Here is a 25095-nt window from a genome sequence, read left to right as displayed (position 1 = left end):
TTAATCCCCGGCTCAGTCGGAGGAGTCTTAGGAACAGCCCAACTCTTCAAGACACCGTTCATTTCCAACCTCAAGTCATAGTGAAGATGAGTTGCATCATGCTTCTGAATCACGTAAATGCTTCCTTCACCCATTTTCTCCCTACCCTCCGGTTCACTCGTTTTATCAAAATCTCTTAGCTGCCTATACTTCTCAAGCCGCCTAGGCACAATCACCTTCCTGTTAAACACCCACACTCTCTGCAACTTCAAATAAATCAAGCGAAATCAGCTTGACTCTGGTAGGAACACCATTCCACGACCATCCACGAGCCTGATAGTAGTCATCAAGCATCCGCTCAAACTCACTTCTCCTAATTCTGCTGCCTTTTGACACTCCCTTAGGAATAGCGTCTTCAAACACTCGGCCAGGCAAAGAGTCAGCCTTTCTATCAAGCCCCTCTCTAGCGTTAAAAGCTCGTTGCAGATTGTACACCCTCTCACCAATTGTGAAAAGGTCAGCAACACTAGGCTCCATCCCAATAACCGCTTCAATCATTTCCGGATAAGCTTCGGCGAAGAACATATGCCGAGTAAACTTGCACACACCTACAATGTCGTATAACGTCATCAAGTCTTCATGAGCCTTAATTTCATAACCCTTATTCTCAGCCGAAAACCTGTCTATACCCGAGAACTTCCACCATTTTCCAACAAGCTCCGTTCCATAAACCACTGCTGTCAAGTGGTCACCGCCGCGAACAGCAACAGCCACTGCAAGTCCCATTCCCTTAATTCCTCTAACATCATAAGCTGGCAACTCAAGTCCCTTAGAGTGAATAGCGAAGTGACTAGAGCCTCTACCCAGCTTTTCACTGGCTGCCTTTACGCCGTCTGACAAAAGTGCACCGACTTTTCCTTCTCTATAAGCCATCTTCCGCAAAACTTCCAACGTCGCGTCAACGTCTCCGAACTTTAACTCCACACCATCCAAATCTTCCCTAGTAAGCAATCCCTTCTCAAAAGCTTCCATAGCCCACGAAACAGTACACCCCGCAGAGATAGCGTCCAATCCATAAAGGTCGCACATCATCTGAATGTGGCATAGCGCTTCAAAATTGTCAATTTCAAGATTTGCACCAAGAGAATACATTGTTTCATACTCTGGGCCGTCAAGTTCAGTGCCTGCATATTTGCCTTCATCAATTCGAACAATTCTGCCACACGGTTTAGTGCAATTTGGGCAAGGTTTGTTTCTAACAGTGTATTTTGGCGCCCAATAATAAGGATCTAATTGGGTTAACTCCCCCTCTTTTAAATCGTCGAAAGATTTTTGGAAGTAGCCTTGTTGCCAGTTGCGACTCGGATGAACACCCTTGTCCTTATTCATCCAAACGTAAAACTCTCCTGTTCCATACTTCATATCCAGCTGCGAGCCAGGATTTTCTCTAATACTCTTCGTCCATTTAATTACCAAATCATGCAAAGCCTGTGAGTCGGCGTATTCAATTTTAGAAGTGCCTTTCACAGCAATTGCCTTAAGTTTTTTAGAACCCATAACAGCGCCAACACCCGTTCTCGCAGCCTGCCGTTCACCGGAGTCAATTCCAGCTATTTTTGAAAGATTTTCACCAGCTGGCCCAATCACAGCAGTTGAAAAACCTTCATACCGTTTCTTCAACATCGCAGCAGTTTCCCGCACGTTTTTGCCCCAAAGCTCATCAGCACTATCTATTTTCACCACGTGATCAGCGACAACCAAGACAACAGGTTTCGAACTTTTCCCTTCTATTACTAGAATATCATATCCAGCTTTCTTCAATGCAGGCCCAACCGAAGCGCCTGCGGCTGCTTTTCCAAATCCACCAGTAAGAGGAGACTTCGCTATGAAAATCGTTTTTGAAGCAGTTGGGATGCCAGTTCCTGTCAGAAGCCCCGGTGCAACAATAAGCTTGTTATCTGCGCCGAGAGCGTTTAAGCCCTTTTTTGTTTCTTTGAAGAGTAACATGCTTGCAAAGCCCATTCCACCTAAAAATTTGTGTGGCCATTCGGGTGGCAGTGTCTCTGCTTTGAAAGAGTTGTTCGATAAGTCTACTCTTAATATTTTACCTGCGTATCCTCTCAATTTCTCCACCAATACTGCCTAGGTAGCATCGAACCATGATTAAGGTTTTCTGTGGCGCTTGGTAAAAAAGCAAATATATAGAGATACTGTTAGTAGTCAAAAACATGAGGAGGAACCGTAAGAAATGTCTATCGATCCGGACTTTATGAAAAAGCCGGTAGCTGGTACCCACAATGGTCATGATGTAAGAGGAGAAATAGATCCGCCTAAGAAACTTGGTATTCACGGAACTCAGGTAGCTGTGGACCAAGACATATGTAATGGAGATGCTATCTGCGTCTCAGTTTGCCCCGTATCAGTTTTCGAAATGATTGACACGCCTGGGCATCCTGTTTCGGAACAAAAATCAGACCCGGTTAACGAGCCTGAATGCATCTTCTGCAAAGCTTGTGAAGTCAACTGTCCCACTCAAGCAATTAAAATAACAGAGCCTTAGTTGTTCACTCCCGTCGCTTCTATCCGCTATCTTAAAAAAAAGACCGTTCAAAAAATGGAAGATAAAGAACGAGTTCAAAAAATCATCAAATTTCTTGCAAGGGAGCATCCAGATGCGAAAATAGCGCTTCACTACCGCAACCCCTTAGAGCTTCTGGCTGCAACAATGCTTTCAGCCCAATCAACCGACAGAACAGTCAACGAAGTTACGAAGAACCTGTTTAAGAAATACCGGAAAGCCGAAGACTATGCAAATGCAGATCTTAAAGAATTAGAAAAAGACATCAGATCTACAGGTTTTTATCGAAACAAAGCTAAGCACTTGAAGGAAACGGCTCAGATGTTGGTGGAAAAGTTTGAGTCGAAAGTGCCGAAGACGATGGACGAATTAACTACATTGCCTGGGGTGGCGAGAAAAACTGCAAATATTGTATTGTCGAATGCTTTTGGAGTTGTTGAAGGAATTGCTGTTGATACGCATGTTCGAAGGCTTGCTCAAAGATTAGGATTAAGTAAGAATAAAGACCCAAACAAGATAGAGAAAGATTTGATGGAGTTGGTTCCGAAAGAACAGTGGCCGAAGCTTACTGATTCGCTTATCTTTCACGGTCGACGAGTTTGTACCGCCAAGAAGCCTAACTGCATAGACTGCGTTATGAACAGACTGTGTCCTTCTGCCTTCTCTTTCGAATAACGATCTAAGCCTTCTTGACACAATTTAGCTTGAACTTTTTTTGGCTTATACCCATTTCTGTGTTCTTTGGCAGAAATTTTGTATTTTTTCGGAAGTTTTTAATACAATCATAGTTCACTTTAAAACTAGAAGGTACATCGTTATGGGTGAAATTAATAGAAGAAAACTAGCTATTGTCGTTCAAGGAGGCACTTTAGATAAACTTTATTGCGCGTTTATCTTGTCCTCTACTGCCGTGGCTATGGACATGGAAGCGCATTTGTACTTTACTTTCTGGGGCTTGAATATGCTTGAGAAAGGAAAAATGGAAAAAGCGAGTTTGCCAACAACGTATAAGCATTTGGAGGAACAAATGAGGAAGAATCTGGAGAGCATGAAGTATCCGACGCCTTATGAGATGCTTAAACGTTTGAAACAGTCTGGTATGCTTAAGATTTATGCTTGCAGTCCATCCATGGAAATGTTCGGAGTAAAAAGAGAAAACTTGATTCCTGAAGTGGACGAAATAGCTGGTGCCGCAGCTTTTCTTGAAATAGCTACTAAAGCAGATGTAACGCTGTTTATCTAACGCAGCATTGGAAACAACACGCTTTCTAGCTTTCTTGGGAGGTGCTCTGCTTTTATTTGAGCGTTAGCATTTTAGCTAGGATCGACATTTCATATATGGTTGGAGCGTTACTGGATGAAGCGAGTTTTGGTATTGGCTGGTACGCCTGGCGTTGGCAAGTCCTCAGTATCTAGTCTCTTGACTTCTCGCCTATGCGGTATACTTGTCAGCTTGGGTAATTTGGTTAGACATGAGGGATTAAGCTGTGGCTTAGACAAGAATCGTGGAACTTTAATTGCTGACTCAGAAAGAGTTTCTAAGCGTGTTAGAGGAATTATTGAGCAAACTAAGGGTTATGTTATTGTTGACGGTCACTTCGCTATGGATGTAGTGGCGGCTGAGGACGTTTTCTTGGCTTTTGTTTTGAGACGTAACCCAGACGAGTTGCGGGAGATTTTGAAGGAGCGAGGTTTTAAGGAGGGAAAGATTGCAGAGAATGTTGCGGCTGAGATTTTGGATGTTTGTCTGTTTGACGCTGTGAAGGCTTATGGGGAGAAGAAGGTTTGTGAAGTTGATGTTTCAGGTAGAACTGTTGAGGAAGTTGTTGACGAAATAATGTGTGTTGTTAATGGTCGCAGCAAGTGTCGTGTTGGCGTTGTAGACTGGTTAACAAAGTTGGAGTCAGAGGGGCGGCTTGACGAGTTCTTGGTTTGATTTAACGAATCATAGACTATAAGCATTTTCTTGGACACATAGAAAAAAGAAGGGGATATAGATGGAAAACCGCCTAGCCTTCTATCTTTTCTAGATAAGGCTTCAAACCATACTGTTCAATGATGTCGCTTTTGTCAAAGAACATGTTGTCGAAAGCTTCGTTTATTAGCTGATTTGCGCTCGCCATGGTGATATCGCCACTGTGGGAGGATTCGAATCAGACGTATTCCACTTTGATAGTCGCACAAACGCTCTCGCATGTTAGATTTCTCTTCGCTTGGGTTCTCTTACAAGACTCACCAACAGGACAGCTGATACGAGTTCAGCGGCTGTAAAAAGGTAGAAGGGTGTGGTTGGGTCAACCTGAAATAGAAAGCCTCCTGTAAGTGTCCCAAATGCTGAAAAAATTGCACCACTAAGTTGCCAAAGAGCTGTTATTCGCCCCCTCATTCTTCTGGGCGTAAAATCAGCCTGCAACGCTTCGTGAGCTGGAGCATAATAGATTCCTGTGATTATAAGGAGCACTGCCACAACCAAGGTTTGGAAGAAAGACCGTGCCAACGAAAACAATATTGTACAAGGCGCACAAGCTAGTAATGAGAATATCATTACGTTTCTTTTCCCAAACTTGTCGCTCAACCATCCGCCCGGAATTTTCAGTGTTATTGAGAGGGATTGAATGCAGGCAATTGGAGCCCACTGTAATGGCGTGAGCCCTATTATACTAGATGCGTAGAGAATGTAGTATGGTCCTACAGCTGCGTTTGCAAACGCTATTAGAGCGTATGAGAGCATTAACGCCTTAAGACCCGTTGGGAACAGACCTCTAAGCCTAATCACATTTTTGAGCTTCCCAAGATGAGAAGTTTCCATATCCGAGTCCTGTCTATACCATAACGTTTCCCTCAAAAATAAAAGGAGGATAAAAGCTGAAATGAACGCCGTAGCTCCAGTATACACACACGCTAGCTTGAAGCCATCAATCAAACCATAATTCTGAATCAGCCAACCCCCCACCAAAGGGGAAAACGTTGCCGGAAGAGAAGAGACAACTTGCAAGACCGCTATTCCAGTGGTTCGCCTTTCAGGAGAAATCGAATCAACTACTAGCGCTCGCGAAGCTGGAGTCGAGATTGATCCAATAGCAGCACCTAAGCTTAGAACTACAAATAGACGCCAATTCAGTGTGAAGACATAAAGCAAGGGAAAAAACCCAGCATAGAATGCTGATGTGACAACAATTGCCCTTCTACCATAATAATCAGCTACAACCCCTCCAAAAAGAAACATAAAAGCACCGATGATTGATGATGATGCAATCATCACACCCAACATCAGGGGACTTCCGCCAAGTCCGACAAAATAGAGCGACATGTAGGCACTTATCAGTCCGCTGCCAAAACCCCTCGCAATATTGCTTGCCCCCAAGACGACCAAGTTCCCCTTAAACATACTTCTGAAGCTAAATCGAGTCGTTTCGCTGTTGTCAGGAATAGTTTCACTAACGCTAATGTCCTCTTTCTTCAATCCTCCTGTAACTAGAGAAACCATGATCGTACGTCTCCCATTCTTTGCCTTTTGGGTTTAAAGGTCACTGTAGTTCCAATATGCAAATAGTAAGAAAATTTTTGTGAGCGATCAATTAGTAGCCAAAATCAAGCTTCACGTTTGTTCCTATGAGAGAACCCGTAAAAATTGTACCGCCCATGTCCTCTCATTATTCATCATCTTTTTGCTTCGACTTCATGACTTATTGGATTGGAGTCAGCAGTTTTTCAAAGTCTCTCTATGCCAAGTGAAGATAGACATCAATATTGCTACTTACATTTACTCCCATCTGAGCAGACATAGATCTAAGACTCCATCCTGTGAAGCTGCATAATGAGTAGTTTCTTAAGCAAGTGTGAAGCCTGTTACCACAAAAAATTCTTGTTGACGAATGTTCGTCTTCGTTCTAGTAAGTGTTTAGTTCACGTTTGGTTAGAAGGATTACGCCTTTTCGGTTTGCGTAGGCTTTTGCGTGGCTGCTGAAAATTTCTGATATTACGATGGGTTTTTTGAAGCCGACGTCTTCTGATGCTTTGTCGAGGTTTATGACTATGTTGACGCCGACTGTGCGTTTCCAGTTAAGTATTTTGACTACACGTTGTTCTTTTGACTTTGTTATTATCAAGCCAAATTTGCGGAGAATGCCAGAGGCACCTTCAAGTGTAATATTACGCTCTATTTTGTAGCCTTTTTTGCGGAAGTATTTTGTTGTAAGTTCGTTGAGAGTGGCGGGGGTCATTTTGTTTTTGTCCTTTTATTATGTATTAAATACTTGTTCGGGTGAAAAAGGTTTTGTAGGTTTCACTATGTATTTGATTGTGGTTTGTGGGGGTTGTGGAAGGTTGTTAGTAGCGGATGCTGGTAAGAAGAGCCGGAGGTGTCCTTATTGTGGGGCTAGAATGCGATTGGCTAAGGCGAAGCGGGTGGGAAGTGCAGAGACTGCTAGGGAAGCGTCTGAGTTGGTGCAGCATTTGAAGCGGAGGCAGTTGTGAGCGTGTTTGAAGCCACCTTCGATTAACTACGGAGATAATATAGTTTACAGCGTTCCCGCCGTGGAGGACCTCAAAGAGCTTGTGAAAAGCTGAAAAAGTCGCTGTTTGCATTTCAAGTCGAAAAGCATACGCTCACAGACGATACATGCTTCGAACGCTTTTTTGAGCTTAGCCTTTGCCTTTCAGTTTGCCAACTTTCAGTTTAAACTCCTGTAAAGACATTTCTGCGACTTTGGGAAATGCCTCTGCTACACAAACTATAATGACCTCTCTCAAGTCTGTCTTAGCAAGTTGATTTTGCTTCAGCTCTTCCTGTTGAAAGAGCTGTACTGTCTGTTTAACTTTGTTACGTAGTTTTCTCGCGCGCACGCCGAAAGAAAGGAGCAGAAATACTGAGAAAAGTCAAGTCCTTCGAGGAAGAAGCAATCAGACACATGAAGAAAGCACTTGAAGAATGGGAAGCACCTTAAGACAAAATTTCACTCTCAACAATCTCCACTTTTTTAGCTAAAAGCATGTAGGATAGTGAGTTAAAGCGATTTAGGAATCTTAGTCAAAACTTTTTCGTCGTATCCACCGAAGATGTTGGCAACTTTCCTTAAATAATCAATTTTTCCAGGATCTATACCCATTAATTTAGCTGTGACTGCATCAGCTTCCACCGAATTTTTGCTTCCCACAAAAACGCCTAATTCTTTCATCTCGTTAATCCAGTAGCATGGTGAGAAGAGACTGCGGTAGATTTTGTTGATGTCTACAATACTTCGAGACAGGTAGCTGTCGTTCTTGCCATGCCATTTTCCATATCGTGCGGGGTCAGGGATTAAGCCAAACAAGTTTTTGGTTGAGAGAGATACATGTTCGCGGATTCGGCGGCTGTTATTGAGACTAATAAAAGTACTGTCTCTAAGCTCGTAGACTTTCGTAGGCACAAAACTGTACACCTCTTGCCTAACTAATATCCCGTATTTGTTGTCAACAAAATCTCTAACTTCATCAGGGTTAAGGGTTCTATTGGACCAAACTTCTTCTGTGACATTTATGTATTCAACGTCATATTTTGACAAGATTTTATCAATACCGCTGAACCTTAGAAACCATTTGTCTTGCTCTTTAATCCACTGCCACTTCGCTTTGGCGTTACTCGGAGTTATTACTTCTTGCGGTTCGGGTCCAGTATTAAGCTCATTACGCCACGCAGTATAACCCTCAATCACTTTGATTCTGCCTTTCAGAGCAGAAAAAAGCCAATCAAGCGTCTCAGCTGAAGTAAAGGTGTTGGCATTGCTCCAATTAGGTTTTACCACAAAAACAACGCCTTTAACATCAAGTTCCTTCAGAAAATGACGAAAATCCTTTGCACTGTCAACTTTACCAACAACTACCATAGGGCGACATCTCTATGAAACCACAACTAAACTACAGAACGTCCAGATTATTAAAATAATTCTTCGCTTCCCATTTTTCGGTTTCAGTTATTTTGAAAGAAGCTAGCAAGACCAACTTGTTTTTTCTTTATTCTCTTTTTGGCTTCCTGCTGTTGTGGTGTCAGTCCGAGAATCTTTTCGATTAAGCTTAAGCAGTTTTCAGGGGCATAACCATGAAAGTGATTGTTGAAGAAGCCAAGAACTTGTTTAACTTGCCTTGAGGTCTCCAACACCTTCGGAATCCAAGGCTCGAGTTCTTCTTCCTTATAGAGATAGTCAAACCACGGCTTTTCTCCTCTTCCATGCCAACGGAAGTAAGCAAAATCTGCTGTAATGTGAACCTCTGGGGGTAGAAGAGGCTCGTCAACGTTTGCATAAGCAACATTGTGTTTCTTCAACAGTTGCCAAGTCTCCCTTCTCATCCAAGAAAGGTTTCGGAACTCAACAGCAAATTTAAACTGAGGAGAGAGCATTTCAAAGAAAGCCTCCAAATTTTCAGGGTTGTAATCGTAACTGGGTGGAAGTTGTATAAGGAGACATCCGAGTTTTCCATTTAATTGAAGTGGCTGCATAATCTCTAAGAAGTTTTCTAGGTCGGATTTCACATCGTCTTTAAGACCTAATTTTTTTTCGTGAGTGATGAGTTTAGGAAGCTTTGCGGTGAAGATGAAGTTTGAAGGTGAATAGCGCAGCCATCCCATGACTGTTCCTCTTGAAGGATACCGATACCAAGTAGAGTCAATCTCGACGATTTGAAAAACTCGTGCATATGCTCGAAGCTTGCTCTTCTCGCCCTTTCTATAGAAAGCTCCCTCCCATTCTTTGTAGCTCCACCCTGAAGTGCCTAGTAAAATATTGTTTATGCTCATAGGATAGCCTTCAGTTCCTTGGTTACTTCTTTAACATCACTGTAGGTCTTTTCATGTATTTTATTAAGCAATTCGGATAAGTGAACTCTCTTTTCAGCTGTCAAATCGATCACTTTCCAGCCTTGATTCTCAATTAGTTCTGCTTTTGTTGAGGGAAATCTAGCATCTTCTTTGAGAACTGCTCTTGCAGAATCAACGCCGGTATAGGCGGTTACTGGAAGAAAATTGCCGGTTTCTTTGTATTTTTTGAACCTTGCTGCATCGCTAGTCATTTTTACTCCATGCCATGTAATGATCGCCATTTTAACTGAGGCGTCAATTGCTTTTCTATCGATTTTTTTTAGTTCATCGTCTGTAAATTGGTAAATGTTGTGTTTTCCTTTACCAAATACTCGGCTATAGATGGTATCGGATTCGCTTGAAGGGTTTTCTCTTGATAAATCGATCGAATGGACTATTTCAAAGTCTCTCATTATATTTGCTAGTTTTGTTTCTTTTTGGCTTCTAATTTCCCAAGCGAGGCGAACTCCTTTCAGGTCAATTGACGAGAAGAGGTCTTTTACTTGGCTTATCTTTTCGTCGTCGAAAACATAGCTTGCGGGTGTTAGCAGATGAAGGAAAGGAGCTTCTAATATTTTACATATACTTATCATTCGACTGAAAACAGCGTAAGCTTCGTCAACCGGTTTCAAACCAATTCTATGAGTTAAATCTCGATGGCACCTCACAGTGAACGTGAAGTCGCTAGGCACTGTACGTCGCCATCTTTCAACCATTTTGACACTTGGGTATTCATAGAAGGTATAATTAACTTCAACAAAATCAAAAACTTCAGAATAGGCTTTCAAAGAGGATTTGTTTGGGATTTTAAAATAAGCCCACCCACCAGTGCCAATAAGATATTCTGTCAATCTTCACCCTCTCGTTTACTTTCACATTCTGACAGATTAAGCTTCATTAACGCTTTTACTTTCACTCTACTGTGTCCCTCCTTTCCTAGAATGTCTTAATGCTTAATCCTTAAGAGCCTCAGAATCCCTTGTATCTAACCCCAACGCTGAGGAGAAAGGAGGTTCACCTTGTCAACAAAGACATTAGTAGAGAGTATCCCATCTCAATTACGCTTGTCTTTCAACATAGAAAAAATAGATAATTTGTTTCCAGGCTTCACCTTAGGTAACTTTGCCGTCCTACGTGGCTCTTCTGCTGTCATGCCTTTGTCAATGCTTCTTTGCGTTAGGGCTCAGCTTCCATACCAGCTTGGAGGCTTAGAAACAAACGTGGTATTTGTAGATGGCGGTAACACTTTCAGATTGTACGATGTTTCTTATATTGCTCAAATTCAGGAGCTCGATCCTAGAAACGTCTTGGAAAAGATCTTCATTTCGAGAGCGTTCACAGCGTATCAAATGACTTCTCTAATCCTCGATAAATTGCAGGCTACAGTTGAGAAATATGACTCGAAACTTGTGGTCATATCGGACATTGCAGAGTTGTATCTTGATAAAGACGTCCCTAAGAGAGAGACTAGAGACGTTTTCAATCAGTTAACTGTTCATCTTTCAAAGTTCGCCAAAGAAAACCATGTGATAGTAGTTGCAACTTATCTTCCACATTATCCATCAGATCGGAACATTTTTTTTAAAGCCATAGCTTGTGGGCGTGCAAATGTTGTAGCCTTAGTAAAACCCTCTAGACATGGTCAACAGTTTGTTTTGGAAAAACATCCTTTCTTCAAATTAGGAAGCATCGATTTTCCTTCAGAGAATCTCACACTCACACAGTTTATGGAGGCATGAATATGGGAAAAACCATAGCATCCTATCGCATGGCCTTGGACAGAGAATTACAGAGATGGAGTGGATTTACGAGGGCTTTGCGCAACGAAGACAGAGCGGCTTTTGAGCAGATGACAGATGCTTGCAGAAACTATGCTTCAGCAGGAAGTAATGCTACACGTCCTGTTGTATTCGAATCTATGGTCATGTCGATCCTTCTAAACCAACAGAAAATGCTGAACAGATTAGAGAAAGAGCTAGATGCAATTAGAAAACAATGCAACCGATCTTAAACGTGTGAAAGGTTGGATACTAGACCTTTATCCTTCTGCGTTTGGACAAATGAGCATCTGGATAATCACTGAGAATGGCGAAAGAATATGCCTTGTAGATGTGTTTAAGCCGAAAATCTACATTTCTGGCAAAAAAGAAGATTTAGAGAGATTATTCACCCGATTCTATGCAAACAGATCCATAGCGTCGTGCAGTTTCGTCTACAAATATGCCAATCCAACTGATACTGAAAAAACCAAGGTTTTAGAAGCTGCGTTAAAAGATTGTAGGAGGGTCCCTTTTTTTGTTCGTAGAGTTTTAGAGGCGGGCAGATACTTGCGTTATCAGTTGCATAATTGTGACTTGAAAAGCGCTCAAGCATATCTTTATGATCGTGACATTTTTCCTCTTGCTTTTGTTGAAATTAAAGTTGAAAGGCACAGGTTGAAATACCGTCTTCTTGATTCGGTGGAGAGTGTTGATTATGAAATCCCGCCTTTGAAAGTTATGAGAATTTATGTTGACATCGCTAAGAAAGGAAAAATAGCCAGCTTTGACGATCCAATAGAGCAGTTGGTCATTTCTCAAGATGGTGAAAAGATAGTTATTGATTCTGGCAGCGAGAAAAATAAGCTGCTACGGTTCATTAGTGTGGTTAAGAGACTTGATCCAGATATTTTATTCACTAGAGGTGGTGATGCACATGTTCTTCCTTATCTTGCTAGAAGAGCATCGCTAAATGACGTTTTGGATAATTTTGTCTTGAGTAGGGAAAATATACCTCTTATAGCCAAACGTAGACGTGGAACAACCTATTTTTCCTATGGTAGAACATATTATCGTGCTCCTACGAGGAGACTTTACGGTAGAGTTCACATTGATGAATATAACTCGTTTATTCAAAGGGATAGTGGGCTTGACGGGTTAATTGAGATTGCTAGAACTTGCAGAGTGCCATTGCATAGAGCTTCTCGTTCTTCAATAGGGTCTAGTATGTCGTCTCTTCAGTTTTATCAGGCTGTGAAAGATGATGTTTTGATTCCTAGGAATAAGCGTATTCCAGAAGCTTTCAAGTCGGCTTATGAGCTTCTAGTTGGAGATCGAGGAGGCTTTGTTTACGAGCCTAGAATGGGGATTCATGACCATGTTGGTGAAGTAGATTTTTCTTCTATGTATCCTTCCTTGATGGCGAAGTACAACATATCTGCTGAAACTGTTCTTTGCAAGTGTTGCTCAGACTCAAAACTACGTATTCCTGAGCTTAGTTACCATATTTGTGAAAAACGTGTTGGAATTGTGCCTAAGGCTTTGAGGTTGGCACTTGGGAAAAGGTTACGTTACAGAAGGTTGATGAGAGAAGTAAAGGATGCTAGGCTAAAGGAAATTTATGATAGGCGTCAAGGTGCTTTGAAGTGGATTTTGGTGACTTGTTTTGGCTATTTGGGGTACAGGAATGCCAAGTTTGGCACTGTTGACGGGCACATTGGTGTTTGCGCTTTTGGCAGACAGGCTTTCCTGAAAGCTGCTCGTATGGCTGAAAGAAAGAGGTTCACTGTAATTCATGGTATTGTTGATTCATTATGGCTTAAGAAGACAGATGCAACAGCGCAAGAATACATCAGCTTATGTGAAGAAATAAGTGAAAAGATTGGAGTGCCATTAAATTTTGAGGGTCGTTATAAATGGATTGTTTTCCTTCCCTCTAAAAGACATCAAAATGTCCCTGTGTTAAACCGTTATTATGGGGCAAAGGAAGATGGCAAGATCAAGGTTAGAGGGTTAGAAATTAGAAGAAGGGATACGCCGAAGTTTGTTTATGATGCTCAGATGGAAATGATTAGAGTGCTGGCAACAGCCAATAACTCTGAAGCTTTCATGGAGAAAATACCTGAGGCTTTGAAAGTTGTTAGAGAGTTTCGAAGGAAATTGTTAGAAGGAGAGGTTTCTTTTTGGGATTTGATAATTACTAAGCGTCTCTCTAAGAATGTAGAAAATTACAAGCAGAAGGTTAGTCAGGTGATTGCTGCCGAACAACTTTTGAAAGAGGGAGTCGAGATTTCTGCTGGAAAAAGCGTTAGGTTTCTTTTTACTAGTGCAGAAAACAAACGGTATGAGAGAAGAGTTAAAGCAGAAGACTTGATTGAAGCTAAGACTAATTCTGATGTTAGAAAATACCTTTTGCTCCTGTACTCAGCAGCTTCAAACATCCTAAGTCCTTTCGGCTATTCAACCAGAGATATTCACGATTCGGTCAGGAGTTTTCAGCTCACAAAACTCGATTTGTTCTGAACTTTATTATAGTCAACGAAAGCAACAATGGAATACCACAAAACTAAAGACGCCCTCCACATCAAACAACTATTAGGACACAAAAACATCAACAACACCCTAATCTACACCCAGCTCATCAGCTTCGAATCCGACGATTACCACGTAAAAACCGCTAAGACATTTCAATAAGCTTGCGAGTTAGCTGAAGTAGGTTTCGAATACTTCACTACAATAGAAGGAGTGCAGGTGTTCCGTAAGCGAAAATAATAGTGTTAAGGCGAAAATCATAGTTGATAAAGATTTATATGGAATGAAAAAAAAGGATACTATCTCACCACTCTCGACTCTACATCATTAATGAAAAAACAGAGGTTCTTACATGAAAAAAACCAAGGTAATAATTATGGGAGCAGCAGGCAGAGACTTCCACAACTTTAACGTCTACTTCCGAAACAACGATTCATACGAGGTAGTAGCCTTCACTGCCACGCAAATACCTGGAATCGAAAAACGAAATTACCCTCCAGAACTCGCAGGACCAAAATATCCACAGGGAATCCCCATATACCCCGAAGAAAAATTGCCCGAGCTTATCAAAAAACATGATGTTAGCGAGGTTGTTTTCGCTTACAGCGACGTACCTCACGAATATGTCATGCACCAAGCATCACTAGTACTGTCTTGTGGAGCAGACTTTAGGCTAATGGGACCGTCCACGACAATGTTGAAAGCCAAAGTTCCAGTAGTTTCTGTTTGCGCAGTTAGAACTGGCTCTGGAAAAAGCCAAACTTCGCGAAAAGTAGCTATCCTCTTGAAGAAAATGGGCTTCCGCATAGCGGTTATTAGGCATCCGATGCCCTACGGAGATTTGGCAAAGCAGATTTGGCAACGGTTTGCGTCTTACGAAGACCTTGACAAGCATGAATGTACAATTGAAGAGCGAGAGGAATACGAACCCCACATTGCCAACGGAATATTGGTTTTTGCAGGTGTAGATTATGAAAAAATCTTGAGAGAAGCAGAGAAAGAAGCGGACATAGTTGTCTGGGATGGCGGAAACAACGACGTCCCATTCTATTGTTCCGATCTTCTCATAGTGGTTGCGGACCCCCACAGACCAGGTCACGAACTCGCGTACTATCCCGGAGAAACAAACTTGAGGATGGCAGACGTTATAATTATCAACAAAGTGGACACTGCCAGCCCAGAGGGTATAGAAACCGTGCGGAAAAACATTAAAACAGTGAACCCCGACGCTTTAATCATCGAAGCATCTTCTCCCATTACTGTAGACAACTCTGATTTGATTAAAGGAAAGCGAGTTCTAGTGGTGGAAGATGGTCCTACATTGACGCATGGCAACATGGCTTATGGCGCAGGAGTTATTGTGGCTAGGAGATTAGGTGCAAGCGAAATCGTCGACCCAAGGCCTTATGCTGTGGGCTCAATAATGGAAACTTTCAAGAAATATACGCATCTTGGAACGTTGCTTCCCGCCGTTGGGTATGGCAAGGAACAAATAAAAGAACTAGAGAAAACGATAAACAACACGCCATGCGATATCGTGGTAATCGGTACTCCCATAGACTTGAGACGGGTTTTGCGCATTAACAAACCTGCTATAAGAGCGAAATACAACCTTAAAGAACTAAGCTCTCCAACCCTAGAAGACGTGCTAAAGAAACACTTCCAAAAGTGAAGCAGATGACTGAGGAAAGTATAACGCGCGTACTAATTAAATTCTATATAGAAGATATCGGCGAAGCTGAAGGCGAATTAATTCGCCACTTAGCACCAAGAACAGTTGATGCCATAACGAAGACTCTTCCAATTGAAGGCAGGGCGGCTTTGTGGAAAGAAGAGGTCTACTTTGAAATTCCAATTAAGATGGGTGACGAGAAAGCTAAACCAAAAGTTGAGAAAGGCACGATTGCCTATTGGCCTATGGGAAACTCTCTCTGCATATTTTACGGGGATACTCAGCCTTATAGCCCTGTTAACATAATTGGGACAGTAACGAAGAACTTGGAGATTTTTGCTGAGACAAAAAGCGGGACTAGAATTAAGGTTGAGAGAAAATAAAGTCTAACTTTAAAAAACAAACGTGCTTTCAGCCCACTTTTTTAAAATCTTTCCGCATTCATCTTTCACAGCACGGCTTTTTGATTTAATTCTTAAAATCCTCAAAAACTCGATTCTTTTCTCAACGCTTCTCGCCTCGGCAGCTCCACCATAATACAATTTCCCTTCTAAGAACTCTTTCATCTGCGACGCTTTCTGTACAAAAAATCCTGCTGCATCAATAGGATTTTCCAACAGCTGCATGTTTGCCCAAATGGCTGCTTCTGCTTCACGTAGTTGGCTGAAACCTTCAATCTCAACAATTTGCCTGATGTAGCTTCTTAAAAAGCCGTAGAATCCAGCAGTCTTAACATGATTCAAAGCTTCCTTTACTCTTTTTTTGAAGCGAGGGTGCCCCTTTACAATTAGTCGATGTTTATATCCAGATTCTACAAGTTCTCTGGCTTTTTCCAATTCATCCACAGTGTAGACTCGTTTGGGAAAACCAGAAACCATCAGTGTCTCTTCTCTTATAGAGAATTAATAAAAAGCTAGTCTATGGGTTTGTAGATTTTGAGATTTCGACTCTTGGAAATAAACTCGATCATGCCTTTGCGCTCTAATTCGTTCAGAAAGCCTCTAGCAACGCTCAAACGTACGTCAAAGCGGGATGCAACAGAATAGGGTGTTATAACCTTCATCTTCTTCAGCTCATTTGCAAACTTGTCACTTTTCAAGCTTGGTGGTGTAATTCCTGGAATAGACTTTTTTTCGCTTGGTGCTGCCGCAGATTTTTCCTTTTTACCACTTTCCTTTTTCTGCGCTTTCGTCATTTGCCTTATAGATTGCTTCTTCTTTCCGCCCATAATTGTCTCCTCAACTACTTGAGAAAAGAGGTGATGCGTCCTTATAGTCTTTTTCTGTCACGCAACCGCAGCAATTTCTTGTTTGTGTTTTTTCTGCCACTGGGATAGCGGAATGCCTAGCTTTTTTTCTATTTCTGCTCTATGAATGTTATTCATTGTACAGAAAGGGATTATGCGTCCGTCAGGCACGGCGTAGTGAATGCAGCATCTTTGCACTCTTTCTAAGTCGAAGTTGTAAGAGTCCATAAAATGCATTGAAGAGAGCAGTATGGCTTTCCTTTGAAGGTCACCTAGGGCTTCATAGCTTGCGGTTTTCAAGACAGGTAGAAGGTATTTTCTCAACATGCCAAACCCTACATGCCTCAACGCTCCGACTAGGCGCATTTTTGCTCGGGTTTCATGCCCCTTTTGTGCTTCTTCGTAAACTTTTTCCATTGTTTCGATAAACTTATCTACGTTTCCATAACGTGTAATTGGCGTTATTTCTCCGTTCTCAACGAAAAGGTAGGTTGCCATGCCACAGTGAGGGTGAGCGGTGAATTCGACGTAACGTTTGTGTTTTATTGCACCGATGGCTTGAGAGATTGGCACTACTGTAGGGACCGGATAGAAGTCGTCTACCTTTATTTTCCCGTCTGTTTGTTCCTCACAGAGACGCATGAAGTCGGGTATGGTTATGCGCATCTTCTCTCTTTCTTCTTCTGGCAAACGCCCGCATAAGCTCACTGGCTGAACGTTTATGCAACGTACTACATCGAAGTTTTCGACTGTAAAGCGTATTATGTCGCCGAGTTGATGGTCGTTTACTCCTTTGACGAGCGTCATCACTAATACGATACTGTCAAGACCTGCTTCTCTACAGTTGTCAATAGCTTTCATTTTTGTTTCTAAAAGGTCGACGCCACGAGTGAAGTTGTAAATGTCACTGGTCAAGCCGTCGAATTGTAAGTAGACGGTACTCACGCCAGCTTCCTTAAGGGTTTTACAGTACTCTACGCTTTGGGCAAGGCGAATGCCATTAGTGTTGACTTCCACGTGGCTAAATCCTAAATCTTTCGCCATCTTAACTAATTCAGGCAAGTCCTCGCGTATCGTGGGTTCGCCGCCACTGAATTGTAATGCGGTGGCTGGAACTGGGCTGTTTTGGCGTAGGTTTTGGAGCATGTCTTGAATTTGCTGTTTTGTGGGTTCGTACACATATCCTGCTGCAGCTGCGTTAGCAAAACAGACGGGACATCGAAGGTTGCAACGGTTGGTAACGTCGATTATGGCAAGACCTGTATGACTTTTATGTTGTGGGCAAATACCGCAGTCCAGAGGACAGCCTTTGATTGCCTGAGTATGTGGGTTGTTTAGACCTTCTCCTTCTTTTCGGTATTTTTCTGCACGCTTGTATTGCTTGTAGTCGCTCCAGTAAAGCGCGGTGTATTCGCCATGTTCTGGGCAGGTTTTTTCTATGTAGACCTTGTTATCTTTTTCATATATGGTAGCGTCTAGAAGTGCGAGACATTCGGGACACAGGCTTTTGGTTTGTTTTATTATTAGCGTCTTTTTCACCACTGGTGGTTGTAAAACGTTTTTAAGTAAGGCGAGTATTTGAAGTTTTTCCGAAGTTTCAGAAGGTGAAAGATGGGTTGGATCAAGTTGTTGGAGAGGGAGCAAGGAGAGTTTTGCGTGATTTAGGGTTGACGACTTACGAGTCAGCTGTTTATCTAAGCCTCGTGGAGAGGGGAGTGATGACAGCTAGTGAAGTGAGTGAGAGTGCTAACGTGCCCTTTTCAAAGGTTTACGAGGTTTTGAACAACTTGGAACGGAAGGGGTGGGTAGATATTGAGCGGGGTAGACCGAGCCGGTATTTTGCGAAGTCGCCTTTAGAGGCATTTGAGGCAGCTAAGCATAAGCTTGAAGGAAAAATGCAAGCTTGGGAGCGAGCAGTGGTTGGGGAGTTGCAGCCTCTTTATGAAAAACGTGAGTTGCGAGAGAAGCCTGATATTTGGATTTTGCGAGGTGAGACTAGTGTGTTGGCGAAGTTGCGAGAGATGTTGGGTAAGGCGCGTAGTCAGGTGATGATTGCAGCGCCATTGTTTGCACGAGGTTTGGCTGAGAAGGCGATGCCGTTGTTGGCTAGTTTAAGATTGAGTGATGTGAAGGTTTTGGTTATGGTTGCTGGTGAGCCCAAAGATTGGGGGTTAGAGGGACTGATGAGTGTTGTAGAATTGAGAGGACGCGACGATATGTTTGGAGGTGGAGTGATTGTAGACGGGGAGGAGGCTTTGCTGTTTTTGGGAGAAGAGGACAAGCCTAGCTTAGTTATTTGGAGTAATCATGTGGGCTTAGTGAAGTTCGCGAAAGATTATTTCCAATATTTATGGAATTCAAGTACGAAGGCTTAGATATTTCGAGAGCTTCCTATGAAGAAGAAAGCGCGTTCAAAAACAGCAAAACTATTTGGAACAAGATTTAATTTAACCTAAACGATATCAATATTCCCACTTGCGAGCGGGGGTTGCCAAGCATGGCCAAAGGCGTAGCCCTGAGGCGGCTATCCCGTAGGGGTTCGTGGGTTCAAATCCCACCCCCCGCATCTGAAATGTAGGCACATTCTGAGCTTGTTTCAGCCAAATAAACCCAATTCAGAACGTTGCGGAAGCCTTGTGACATCTACAACATGGTCACCACAACTTTTACGCAAACCATTAGCATGAATAAGTTAACAGTATCAGTGCACCAAATATTTTTATGCAGGTTCAGCAGAAAAGGGGTTCGTGGAGGTTGTGTTGAAAATGAAAGGTGAAAATATGTCTGTTCAAGGCCTCTGCAATGCCAGGTGGTAGGCGTTCTTTCTTGGTTGATTACTGAAAAGAAGGTATTCTCTTCCGTATTTTGACCAGAAAGCTTTAAATCTTACGTATTTGTTGTTTTTCTGTCGAAAAAAGGTTTGATTAATGAATGTATGACTGGAATAAGATTAGGCAAGATGTGGAGAACTTCAGCAGCGAATTGGAAAAAGAATGGTATCTCAACTTGTCCGGTCTAAAGCAGGAAGTGAACCTCTCACCTATTTATAACAAGTATGGGCATTTGTTCACGAAGGAACTAATTCTAGCACTCAAAGAAAAGAGGGAACATGCAAAAGGAGAAGATGAAAGAAAACTTAGACACCTGCAACGATTCTTCGCCAGTAGATACCTGGTCAACACGGTAAAAGAGGTTACTGAAAAAGCAGATACAATGGAATCGAAAGAAACTGTCAGATTAGATGGAGAAACTATCCCTTTCAGACAAGCGTTTGCGAGAGCGGCAAGTGAACCAAACCGAGAAAAGAGAAGCCGACTCTATGAAGCGAGAAACGAAGTAGTAGAAAGAATCAATGTCCTTAGTCTGGCCAGAACGGAAAAACTACACGAAACTTCAAAAGAGTTGGGTTATTCGAACTATGCGGCGCTATTCGAGACCGTCAGGGGCATTGACTTTCATCAGCTAGAAAAACTGATGCAAGACTTCATCGCCAAAACCGAGTCTACTTATGTCAACAGAATGGAAAACGCACTACTTGATAAGGTTGGTGTTGGACTGGATGACGCGGAACTCCACGATATGGCCTTCCTCCTCAGGGCAAGAGAATGCGACGAATACTTTCCGAAAGAAGGCGCTGTGAGAGCTTTAAGCAAGATGCTAGCAAGGCTCGGTTTCTGCTTAGAAGGGCAGAAGAATATCATGATCGATATGGAGGAAAGACCAACAAAATCTCCAAGGGCTTTCTGTAGCGCGATAAGGATTCCCCAAGAAATCAAATTAGTTATCTTGCCTCAAGGTGGACAGGATGACTATGCAAGCTTGTTCCATGAAGCGGGACACGCCGAGCATTGTGCCTGTACGAATCCAGAACTAGCTGTGGAGTACAAGCGGCTAGGCGATGATTCTGTATCTGAAGCCTTTGCCTATCTTCTGGAATATTTGTTAACTGACGAGAATTGGCTGAAGCAGAATACGCCCTTGAGAGAAACAGATGAATACTTGGACTTTTTCTCTTTAAGCAAGCTCTATTTCTTGAGAAGATACGGAGCAAAACTTTCTTATGAACTCAAACTACACAGAGCCGACACACTAGAAGGAATGGATGAAGTATACAAGGAAACCCTTGAAGAAATTCTAAAATTCAAGCATCCTAAGAACCGTTTCCTCACTGATTGGGATGACGGCTTCTACTGCACGCAGTATTTACGGGCTTGGATTTTCGAAGAGCAATTGAGAGCAACGCTTAAGGAAAGATTCGGAGAAGAATGGTTTAACAACAAAGAGGCCGGAGCATTTCTGAAGAATTTGTGGGCTTATGGACAAAAATACGACGCTGTCGAACTTGCTAGAATGTTAGGATACAGAGATCTAAGCATAGAACAGTTGCTATCTTCGCTTCAGAAACGTTTCAGTTAAAGAGCAGATATTTCGCCAACAACCTCATGTGAACCGCATTCATACGCGCAAATCTATATAGGCAGCGCAAGTGGGGTAGATGGTAAAGTTTATTCCCAAACCGTGCTAACATCTTTACGGACAAGGTGAAGTGGAATGCGGCTCAAAGACGAGAGCATATTGGCAATGGGCATGATATCTATTGCTTTGGGGATTCGAATAGGTTGCTTTTTACACTTTGAATATTCAGGTTTCTCGATTACGGATTTTGTAGAGGGGTTCTTGTTGGGCTGTCTCTAGTGATGAATCTCACTATTTAACTAGAATGCGAAAGAAGTGACATTTAGGCGTGGTTGGTTGGATAAAACTTGACCTCAATAACCACTGAACCAAGAGTTCGAACGCCGTCTGGATTTGGGTTTCGTGGTAGCCCGGGAGTTTCGAACTCTCGCCAAGCATATTTGGTATGCTTTTTTGCCGGTAAAGTTGGGTGGGGGTCCCACCCCCCGCACTTTAAACGAACCCACTGCACAACGTATTTTCCAAGTTTTATGGCAAATGAGAAAGGATGGATACTCAGAAAACACAATAAAACCGATAGGAAGAAGATTAAGAAATCTGGGAAAACACGCTGATTTAGATAATCCTGAGAAAGTGAAGGAGTTCATAGTTAGGGTGGACTGGTCAAACGGTTACAAAGAAAACATCGTTAATGCTTACAATCACTATGCTGTTTTTCACTGTTTAGAGTGGAGGAAGCCCAGGCATCAAAGAGCCTTCAGCATTAAGAAATTGCCCTTAGAATCTGACATAGACCTGATAATCAGCTATACAAGAACAAGAAACCGAGTAGCGTTTAAACTGGTAAAGGAATGTGGACTAAGACCTATCGAAGTTTCAAGATTAACTTTGAAACAAATCGACTTGCACAAAGGTTTAGTTTATCCAGAGACAGCCAAAGGTGGAGAAGCAAGAGTTTTACGAATCAAAAAGGAAACCCTGGCACTACTAAAGCAGTTAGTCTCTAACATGCAATCAGTCAACAAAGAGATATTTCCAAGCTCAAAAACGCTTCAAAGCAACTGGTTCAAGCTAAGAAAAAGAATAGCAGAAACCTATAACAAACAAGAATTAAAGCAGGTAAGACTCTACGATCTCAGACACTTCTATGGAACCATGCTATATCACAAAACCAGAGACATAGTTCACGTTCAGAGAAAAATGGGACACAGATCTCTGAAAAACACACTGATCTACATAGACCTGGCAGATTTTGACACTGAAGAAGAGTTCATCAGCAAAGTAGCTCAAACACCAAAAGAAATTCAACAACTAATAGAAGCAGATTCGAATACGTATGTCAAAAGGACAGATCGACATTCTTCCGAAAAAGGAAGTGATCATGATGGCTACTTCTCCATCATCTAAAGCGTATGCAGTATGCATACATTTTATAGGAGCGGAAGACGAGCCATAACTTGCAGAGATCCACACGTAATTAAAGTGAACTTGATGGTTGTCATACAGTCTGAACGTCTTTTACTGCGAGAGTTTGAGGAGACCGATTGGCAGGCAGTTCATAGCTATGCCTCTGATCCAGAAGTTGTTCGCTTCATGGATTGGGGGCCAAACGCTGAAGATGAGACTAAGGCTTTCATCAGTCGATCCATCTCCTCTCAGAAGGAGAAACCTCGTAGAAAATACACACTTGCTATAACACTAAAAGGAGAAAACAAACTCATTGGTAGCTGTGATGTTTGCGTAGCGAGTTCAGAAAACAAAGAAGGATGGCTTGGATACTGTCTCAACCGCCATTTCTGGCGTAAAGGTTACGCAGCCGAAACAGCCAAGGCATTGCTTGAGTTTGGCTTTAAGCAGCTTGCTTTGCATCGTATTTTCGCTAAAGTTGACCCAGATAACATCGCCTCAAGAAATGTTTTGGAGAAAATAGGCATGCTATATGAGGGTCACCTTCGAGAACACAAATGGGCAAAAGGTGAATGGCGTGACTCTCTGTTGTATGCCATGCTTGAGAATGAATGGAAAAGAACACGTACCAAACACAAAGAATAGATATGCAGCATACGGATGCTTCATAAGAGAACGTGAGGGTTTTGATGGCAGCTTCTCCTTCTGCTCCTCGTTGTGTATTACGTATTACACTTTCAATAGAGGAGGAAGGAGTTGCATATCCTGCTTTTAACAGATGTATACTGAATGTGTTTTATAGAAACAGAAGTTGTCTTCAATCTTCGATTTTCGGGGCTATAATACCTAAGATCCCACTTATCAGAATTATTAGCCCTTGCTGAACTTCTCCATACAAAACCATTAGGACTCCCAAAGCAATGTTTATAGAACCCCCAGCTACATAACGACCTGTCCAGATTATCACGCTGGCAACTATGGCCACAATTCCTATGCTTGTAATCAAGAGAGTTTCCGCTTTGATAGTTACATTGCCTTCGAGCAATCTTAATAGAATCCCAACACCGCCGCCTATAAGAAGAACACCACCGATTATTCCTAATATCAAAGCAATCAAGGCAAGAGCTTGTTCAGTACGCAAGATTGTATCCTCAAGTGTTTACTCAAGAAGATAAAAGAAAAGGATTATGAACTTAAGAGTAATACTACAAATCTATTTTTGCATGTTGTGCTTCCAAAATAGATGTTATAGTAACAATAACGTCTTTTAAATAGACAAACAGCATTATTTGACTTCAGTGATTACTATTGCCTAGGCCTTAGCTTGTCGGTGTACGTCGCAGGACTAATGAGGATATAAAGAAGCGTTTAGGTGTTGAACAGATATACAGTTTGATTACTTCAAAAACTTGGATTTACAAGGAGAAGAGAGAGTTCTACTACAAACGGGACAGAGCTTTAATGTCTTTACTCTTTCTAACTGCTGGCAGAATTTCTGAAGTGTTGTCTTTGACTAAGGAGCAGTTTGACTTTCAAGCTGACAGGAACTTCATTGTCATACGGAACATGATTCTTGTTAAGAGGCTGAAGACTAGAAAGGCAAATCGGTTAATCATAGGAATGCTCCTATTCGTAACGAAGTTCCTCTTCCACTTAAAGGCCCATTATCCAAGTTTACCAAGCTTGTCCAAGGTTATTTAGAATTAATAGGTGAACCCAAAGAGAGACTGTTTAAGTTTAAGCGTCACCGGGCTTGGCAAATAGTCAACCATGTAACAGGACAGTGGTGTCACTGGTTTAGGAGTCAAGCAGAGAGTTATTATGGAAAATATGTTTTCAACACACCCTTTGCCTTGCGGGATTTTTGTAGGTGTGTCTGATATTGAAAGCCTAGGACCCTATGTCAAAACACAGTGGAGAGATTATCAAGAAAAACTTCTTGGAAAGAATTGAATGGTGCGCGCGCGTTACGTGCGCATTCTAGCGGGTTCTCCTTTCTTCCTTGCCAATTACCTCACCGTCTCACCCATGCTTTTGGCCGCGCAAATTTAAAGTTCGTACTTAAACCTTTTTGATGTTTAGACGTGCGTTTCGAGAAACATGTACGACAGTAAGCTGGCTTGCCTATTGTAGGCTTGAAAGGCACCGTGGCAGCTTTACCACAGTCAGTGCATTTGATCTCAAACATCTTTCTTTGGGACAAGAAAAATCACCTCTATTAGCCTTATACTAAACTCTAGAAGCTGTTGTCAGTCTTACACTAACTCGCCGATTGCGAACCTGTTTCCAACTCTCGCTATTTTGAACTTGACGTGTTCTCCTTGTTCAGTGTTTGACACAAATATGACGAATCCTTCGATTTTTGCGATTCCGTCGCCTCTTCTGCTTATGTCCTCAATTTCGGCTTCATATTCTTTGTCAACTTCAACTGGTGCCTTCATGTTGAATCTAGGTCGTCCACTGCTTTGCCATTTTTTTTCTTGGATATATGAATACGACATTCTATCACCTCATTTGATTTGTCAGCTAGAATTGCTTTGATACACCCCAAAAAAAGCAAAAACCTTGGTAAGCGTTCTACCCTTTTCGGAAAGCTCTAACTGCTTATCCCTAATTGCACCAGCCCTCCTTATTAACCCTTGTATGCACACTTCCACGCGGTAGGGTATTAGCTCC

General features: G+C 42.1%; 28 protein-coding genes and 1 tRNA gene. 16 read left to right on the top strand and 13 right to left on the bottom strand.

Annotated elements, in window-relative coordinates; all coding sequences use genetic code 11:
• On the bottom strand, window positions 1-212 hold a 212-nt coding region (locus OEX01_04585; protein MDH5448263.1), incomplete at its 3' end, for a 3'-phosphoesterase.
• Window positions 213-222: 10 nt separating this feature from the next.
• Window positions 223-2103 carry an aldehyde ferredoxin oxidoreductase family protein gene (locus OEX01_04580; protein ID MDH5448262.1) on the bottom strand — a complete coding sequence of 627 codons (1881 nt, stop codon included), beginning with the start codon at window positions 2101-2103 and terminating at the stop codon, window positions 223-225.
• Window positions 2104-2227: 124 nt separating this feature from the next.
• Between OEX01_04580 and OEX01_04575 the strand changes: the two genes are divergently transcribed.
• The 4 genes from OEX01_04575 (at window position 2228) to OEX01_04560 (ending at window position 4493) form a co-directional block, all read left to right on the top strand.
• Window positions 2228-2539, top strand: a complete 312-nt coding sequence (locus tag OEX01_04575) for a 4Fe-4S binding protein (GenBank protein MDH5448261.1) — start codon at window positions 2228-2230, stop codon at window positions 2537-2539.
• 54 nt (window positions 2540-2593) lie between these two features.
• Window positions 2594-3232 carry an endonuclease III gene (gene nth / locus OEX01_04570; GenBank protein ID MDH5448260.1) on the top strand — a complete coding sequence of 213 codons (639 nt, stop codon included), beginning with the start codon at window positions 2594-2596 and terminating at the stop codon, window positions 3230-3232.
• A 142-nt stretch (window positions 3233-3374) separates the two neighbouring features.
• The gene (locus OEX01_04565; GenBank protein MDH5448259.1) at window positions 3375-3800 is read left to right on the top strand and encodes a DsrE/DsrF/DrsH-like family protein; all 426 of its coding nucleotides are present in this window, start codon (window positions 3375-3377) and stop codon (window positions 3798-3800) included.
• A gap of 114 nt (window positions 3801-3914) precedes the next feature.
• Window positions 3915-4493, top strand: a complete 579-nt coding sequence (locus OEX01_04560) for an adenylate kinase family protein (GenBank protein ID MDH5448258.1) — start codon at window positions 3915-3917, stop codon at window positions 4491-4493.
• A gap of 261 nt (window positions 4494-4754) precedes the next feature.
• Here OEX01_04560 and OEX01_04555 read toward each other — a convergent pair whose 3' ends face one another.
• The 5 genes from OEX01_04555 to OEX01_04535 form a co-directional block, all read right to left on the bottom strand.
• The gene (locus tag OEX01_04555; GenBank protein MDH5448257.1) at window positions 4755-6044 is read right to left on the bottom strand and encodes an MFS transporter; all 1290 of its coding nucleotides are present in this window, start codon (window positions 6042-6044) and stop codon (window positions 4755-4757) included.
• A 403-nt stretch (window positions 6045-6447) separates the two neighbouring features.
• On the bottom strand, window positions 6448-6780 hold the full coding sequence (locus OEX01_04550) for a restriction endonuclease (protein ID MDH5448256.1): 333 nt from the start codon (window positions 6778-6780) through the stop codon (window positions 6448-6450).
• Window positions 6781-7563: 783 nt separating this feature from the next.
• Complete coding sequence (locus OEX01_04545; GenBank protein MDH5448255.1) at window positions 7564-8421, bottom strand: DUF362 domain-containing protein; 858 nt, start codon at window positions 8419-8421, stop codon at window positions 7564-7566.
• 83 nt (window positions 8422-8504) lie between these two features.
• Window positions 8505-9329 carry a DUF72 domain-containing protein gene (locus OEX01_04540; GenBank protein MDH5448254.1) on the bottom strand — a complete coding sequence of 275 codons (825 nt, stop codon included), beginning with the start codon at window positions 9327-9329 and terminating at the stop codon, window positions 8505-8507.
• Complete coding sequence (locus OEX01_04535) at window positions 9326-10240, bottom strand: DUF72 domain-containing protein (protein ID MDH5448253.1); 915 nt, start codon at window positions 10238-10240, stop codon at window positions 9326-9328. The genes OEX01_04540 and OEX01_04535 overlap by 4 nt, the downstream gene beginning before the upstream one ends.
• Window positions 10241-10408: 168 nt before the next feature.
• On the opposite strand from OEX01_04535, the gene OEX01_04530 reads away from it, so the two are divergent.
• From OEX01_04530 to OEX01_04505, 6 genes are all read left to right on the top strand, one after another.
• Window positions 10409-11128, top strand: coding sequence for a hypothetical protein (locus OEX01_04530; GenBank protein MDH5448252.1), 720 nt, complete (start codon window positions 10409-10411; stop codon window positions 11126-11128).
• Between the two features lie 2 nt (window positions 11129-11130).
• The gene (locus OEX01_04525) at window positions 11131-11400 is read left to right on the top strand and encodes a hypothetical protein (GenBank protein MDH5448251.1); all 270 of its coding nucleotides are present in this window, start codon (window positions 11131-11133) and stop codon (window positions 11398-11400) included.
• The gene (locus OEX01_04520; protein ID MDH5448250.1) at window positions 11369-13669 is read left to right on the top strand and encodes a hypothetical protein; all 2301 of its coding nucleotides are present in this window, start codon (window positions 11369-11371) and stop codon (window positions 13667-13669) included. Before OEX01_04525 ends, OEX01_04520 begins: the two co-directional genes overlap by 32 nt.
• A gap of 27 nt (window positions 13670-13696) precedes the next feature.
• Complete coding sequence (locus OEX01_04515; protein ID MDH5448249.1) at window positions 13697-13840, top strand: hypothetical protein; 144 nt, start codon at window positions 13697-13699, stop codon at window positions 13838-13840.
• Between the two features lie 190 nt (window positions 13841-14030).
• The gene (locus OEX01_04510; protein MDH5448248.1) at window positions 14031-15350 is read left to right on the top strand and encodes a cyclic 2,3-diphosphoglycerate synthase; all 1320 of its coding nucleotides are present in this window, start codon (window positions 14031-14033) and stop codon (window positions 15348-15350) included.
• 5 nt (window positions 15351-15355) lie between these two features.
• Window positions 15356-15733 (top strand): cyclophilin-like fold protein, encoded by a 378-nt coding sequence (locus OEX01_04505; GenBank protein MDH5448247.1) that lies wholly within the window; start codon window positions 15356-15358, stop codon window positions 15731-15733.
• A 9-nt stretch (window positions 15734-15742) separates the two neighbouring features.
• Here OEX01_04505 and OEX01_04500 read toward each other — a convergent pair whose 3' ends face one another.
• The 3 genes from OEX01_04500 to OEX01_04490 are packed head-to-tail and all read right to left on the bottom strand — an operon-like array spanning window position 15743 to window position 18120.
• On the bottom strand, window positions 15743-16228 hold the full coding sequence (locus OEX01_04500) for a hypothetical protein (GenBank protein ID MDH5448246.1): 486 nt from the start codon (window positions 16226-16228) through the stop codon (window positions 15743-15745).
• Between the two features lie 35 nt (window positions 16229-16263).
• Window positions 16264-16578 carry a hypothetical protein gene (locus tag OEX01_04495; protein MDH5448245.1) on the bottom strand — a complete coding sequence of 105 codons (315 nt, stop codon included), beginning with the start codon at window positions 16576-16578 and terminating at the stop codon, window positions 16264-16266.
• Between the two features lie 57 nt (window positions 16579-16635).
• Window positions 16636-18120, bottom strand: coding sequence for a radical SAM protein (locus OEX01_04490; GenBank protein ID MDH5448244.1), 1485 nt, complete (start codon window positions 18118-18120; stop codon window positions 16636-16638).
• A 92-nt stretch (window positions 18121-18212) separates the two neighbouring features.
• Here OEX01_04490 and OEX01_04485 point away from each other — a divergent pair, with 92 nt between their 5' ends.
• From OEX01_04485 to OEX01_04465, 5 genes are all read left to right on the top strand, one after another.
• Window positions 18213-18971 (top strand): hypothetical protein, encoded by a 759-nt coding sequence (locus OEX01_04485; protein MDH5448243.1) that lies wholly within the window; start codon window positions 18213-18215, stop codon window positions 18969-18971.
• A gap of 106 nt (window positions 18972-19077) precedes the next feature.
• Window positions 19078-19162, top strand: a tRNA-Leu gene (locus OEX01_04480).
• Window positions 19163-19527: 365 nt separating this feature from the next.
• Window positions 19528-21012, top strand: a complete 1485-nt coding sequence (locus OEX01_04475) for a M3 family metallopeptidase (GenBank protein MDH5448242.1) — start codon at window positions 19528-19530, stop codon at window positions 21010-21012.
• 537 nt (window positions 21013-21549) lie between these two features.
• The gene (locus tag OEX01_04470; protein ID MDH5448241.1) at window positions 21550-22419 is read left to right on the top strand and encodes a site-specific integrase; all 870 of its coding nucleotides are present in this window, start codon (window positions 21550-21552) and stop codon (window positions 22417-22419) included.
• An 84-nt stretch (window positions 22420-22503) separates the two neighbouring features.
• Window positions 22504-23064 carry a GNAT family N-acetyltransferase gene (locus OEX01_04465; protein MDH5448240.1) on the top strand — a complete coding sequence of 187 codons (561 nt, stop codon included), beginning with the start codon at window positions 22504-22506 and terminating at the stop codon, window positions 23062-23064.
• A 172-nt stretch (window positions 23065-23236) separates the two neighbouring features.
• On the opposite strand, the gene OEX01_04460 is transcribed toward OEX01_04465, so the two are convergent.
• Window positions 23237-23560 (bottom strand): hypothetical protein, encoded by a 324-nt coding sequence (locus OEX01_04460; GenBank protein ID MDH5448239.1) that lies wholly within the window; start codon window positions 23558-23560, stop codon window positions 23237-23239.
• Window positions 23561-23811: 251 nt separating this feature from the next.
• On the opposite strand from OEX01_04460, the gene OEX01_04455 reads away from it, so the two are divergent.
• A complete protein-coding gene (locus tag OEX01_04455; GenBank protein ID MDH5448238.1) occupies window positions 23812-24120 on the top strand; it encodes a site-specific integrase in 309 nt (102 codons plus the stop codon).
• Between the two features lie 313 nt (window positions 24121-24433).
• Here OEX01_04455 and OEX01_04450 read toward each other — a convergent pair whose 3' ends face one another.
• Together OEX01_04450 and OEX01_04445 are read right to left on the bottom strand one after the other, a co-directional pair.
• Window positions 24434-24607, bottom strand: a complete 174-nt coding sequence (locus OEX01_04450) for a hypothetical protein (protein ID MDH5448237.1) — start codon at window positions 24605-24607, stop codon at window positions 24434-24436.
• Between the two features lie 67 nt (window positions 24608-24674).
• On the bottom strand, window positions 24675-24860 hold the full coding sequence (locus OEX01_04445) for a TRAM domain-containing protein (GenBank protein ID MDH5448236.1): 186 nt from the start codon (window positions 24858-24860) through the stop codon (window positions 24675-24677).
• Window positions 24861-25095 lie beyond the last annotated feature (235 nt).

It is taken from the genome of Candidatus Bathyarchaeota archaeon, assembly GCA_029882535.1.
Lineage (GTDB): Archaea > Thermoproteota > Bathyarchaeia > Bathyarchaeales > SOJC01 > JAOUKM01.
Note: the sequence above shows the minus strand (reverse complement) of the source record. Positions and strands in the feature narration are given on the sequence as shown.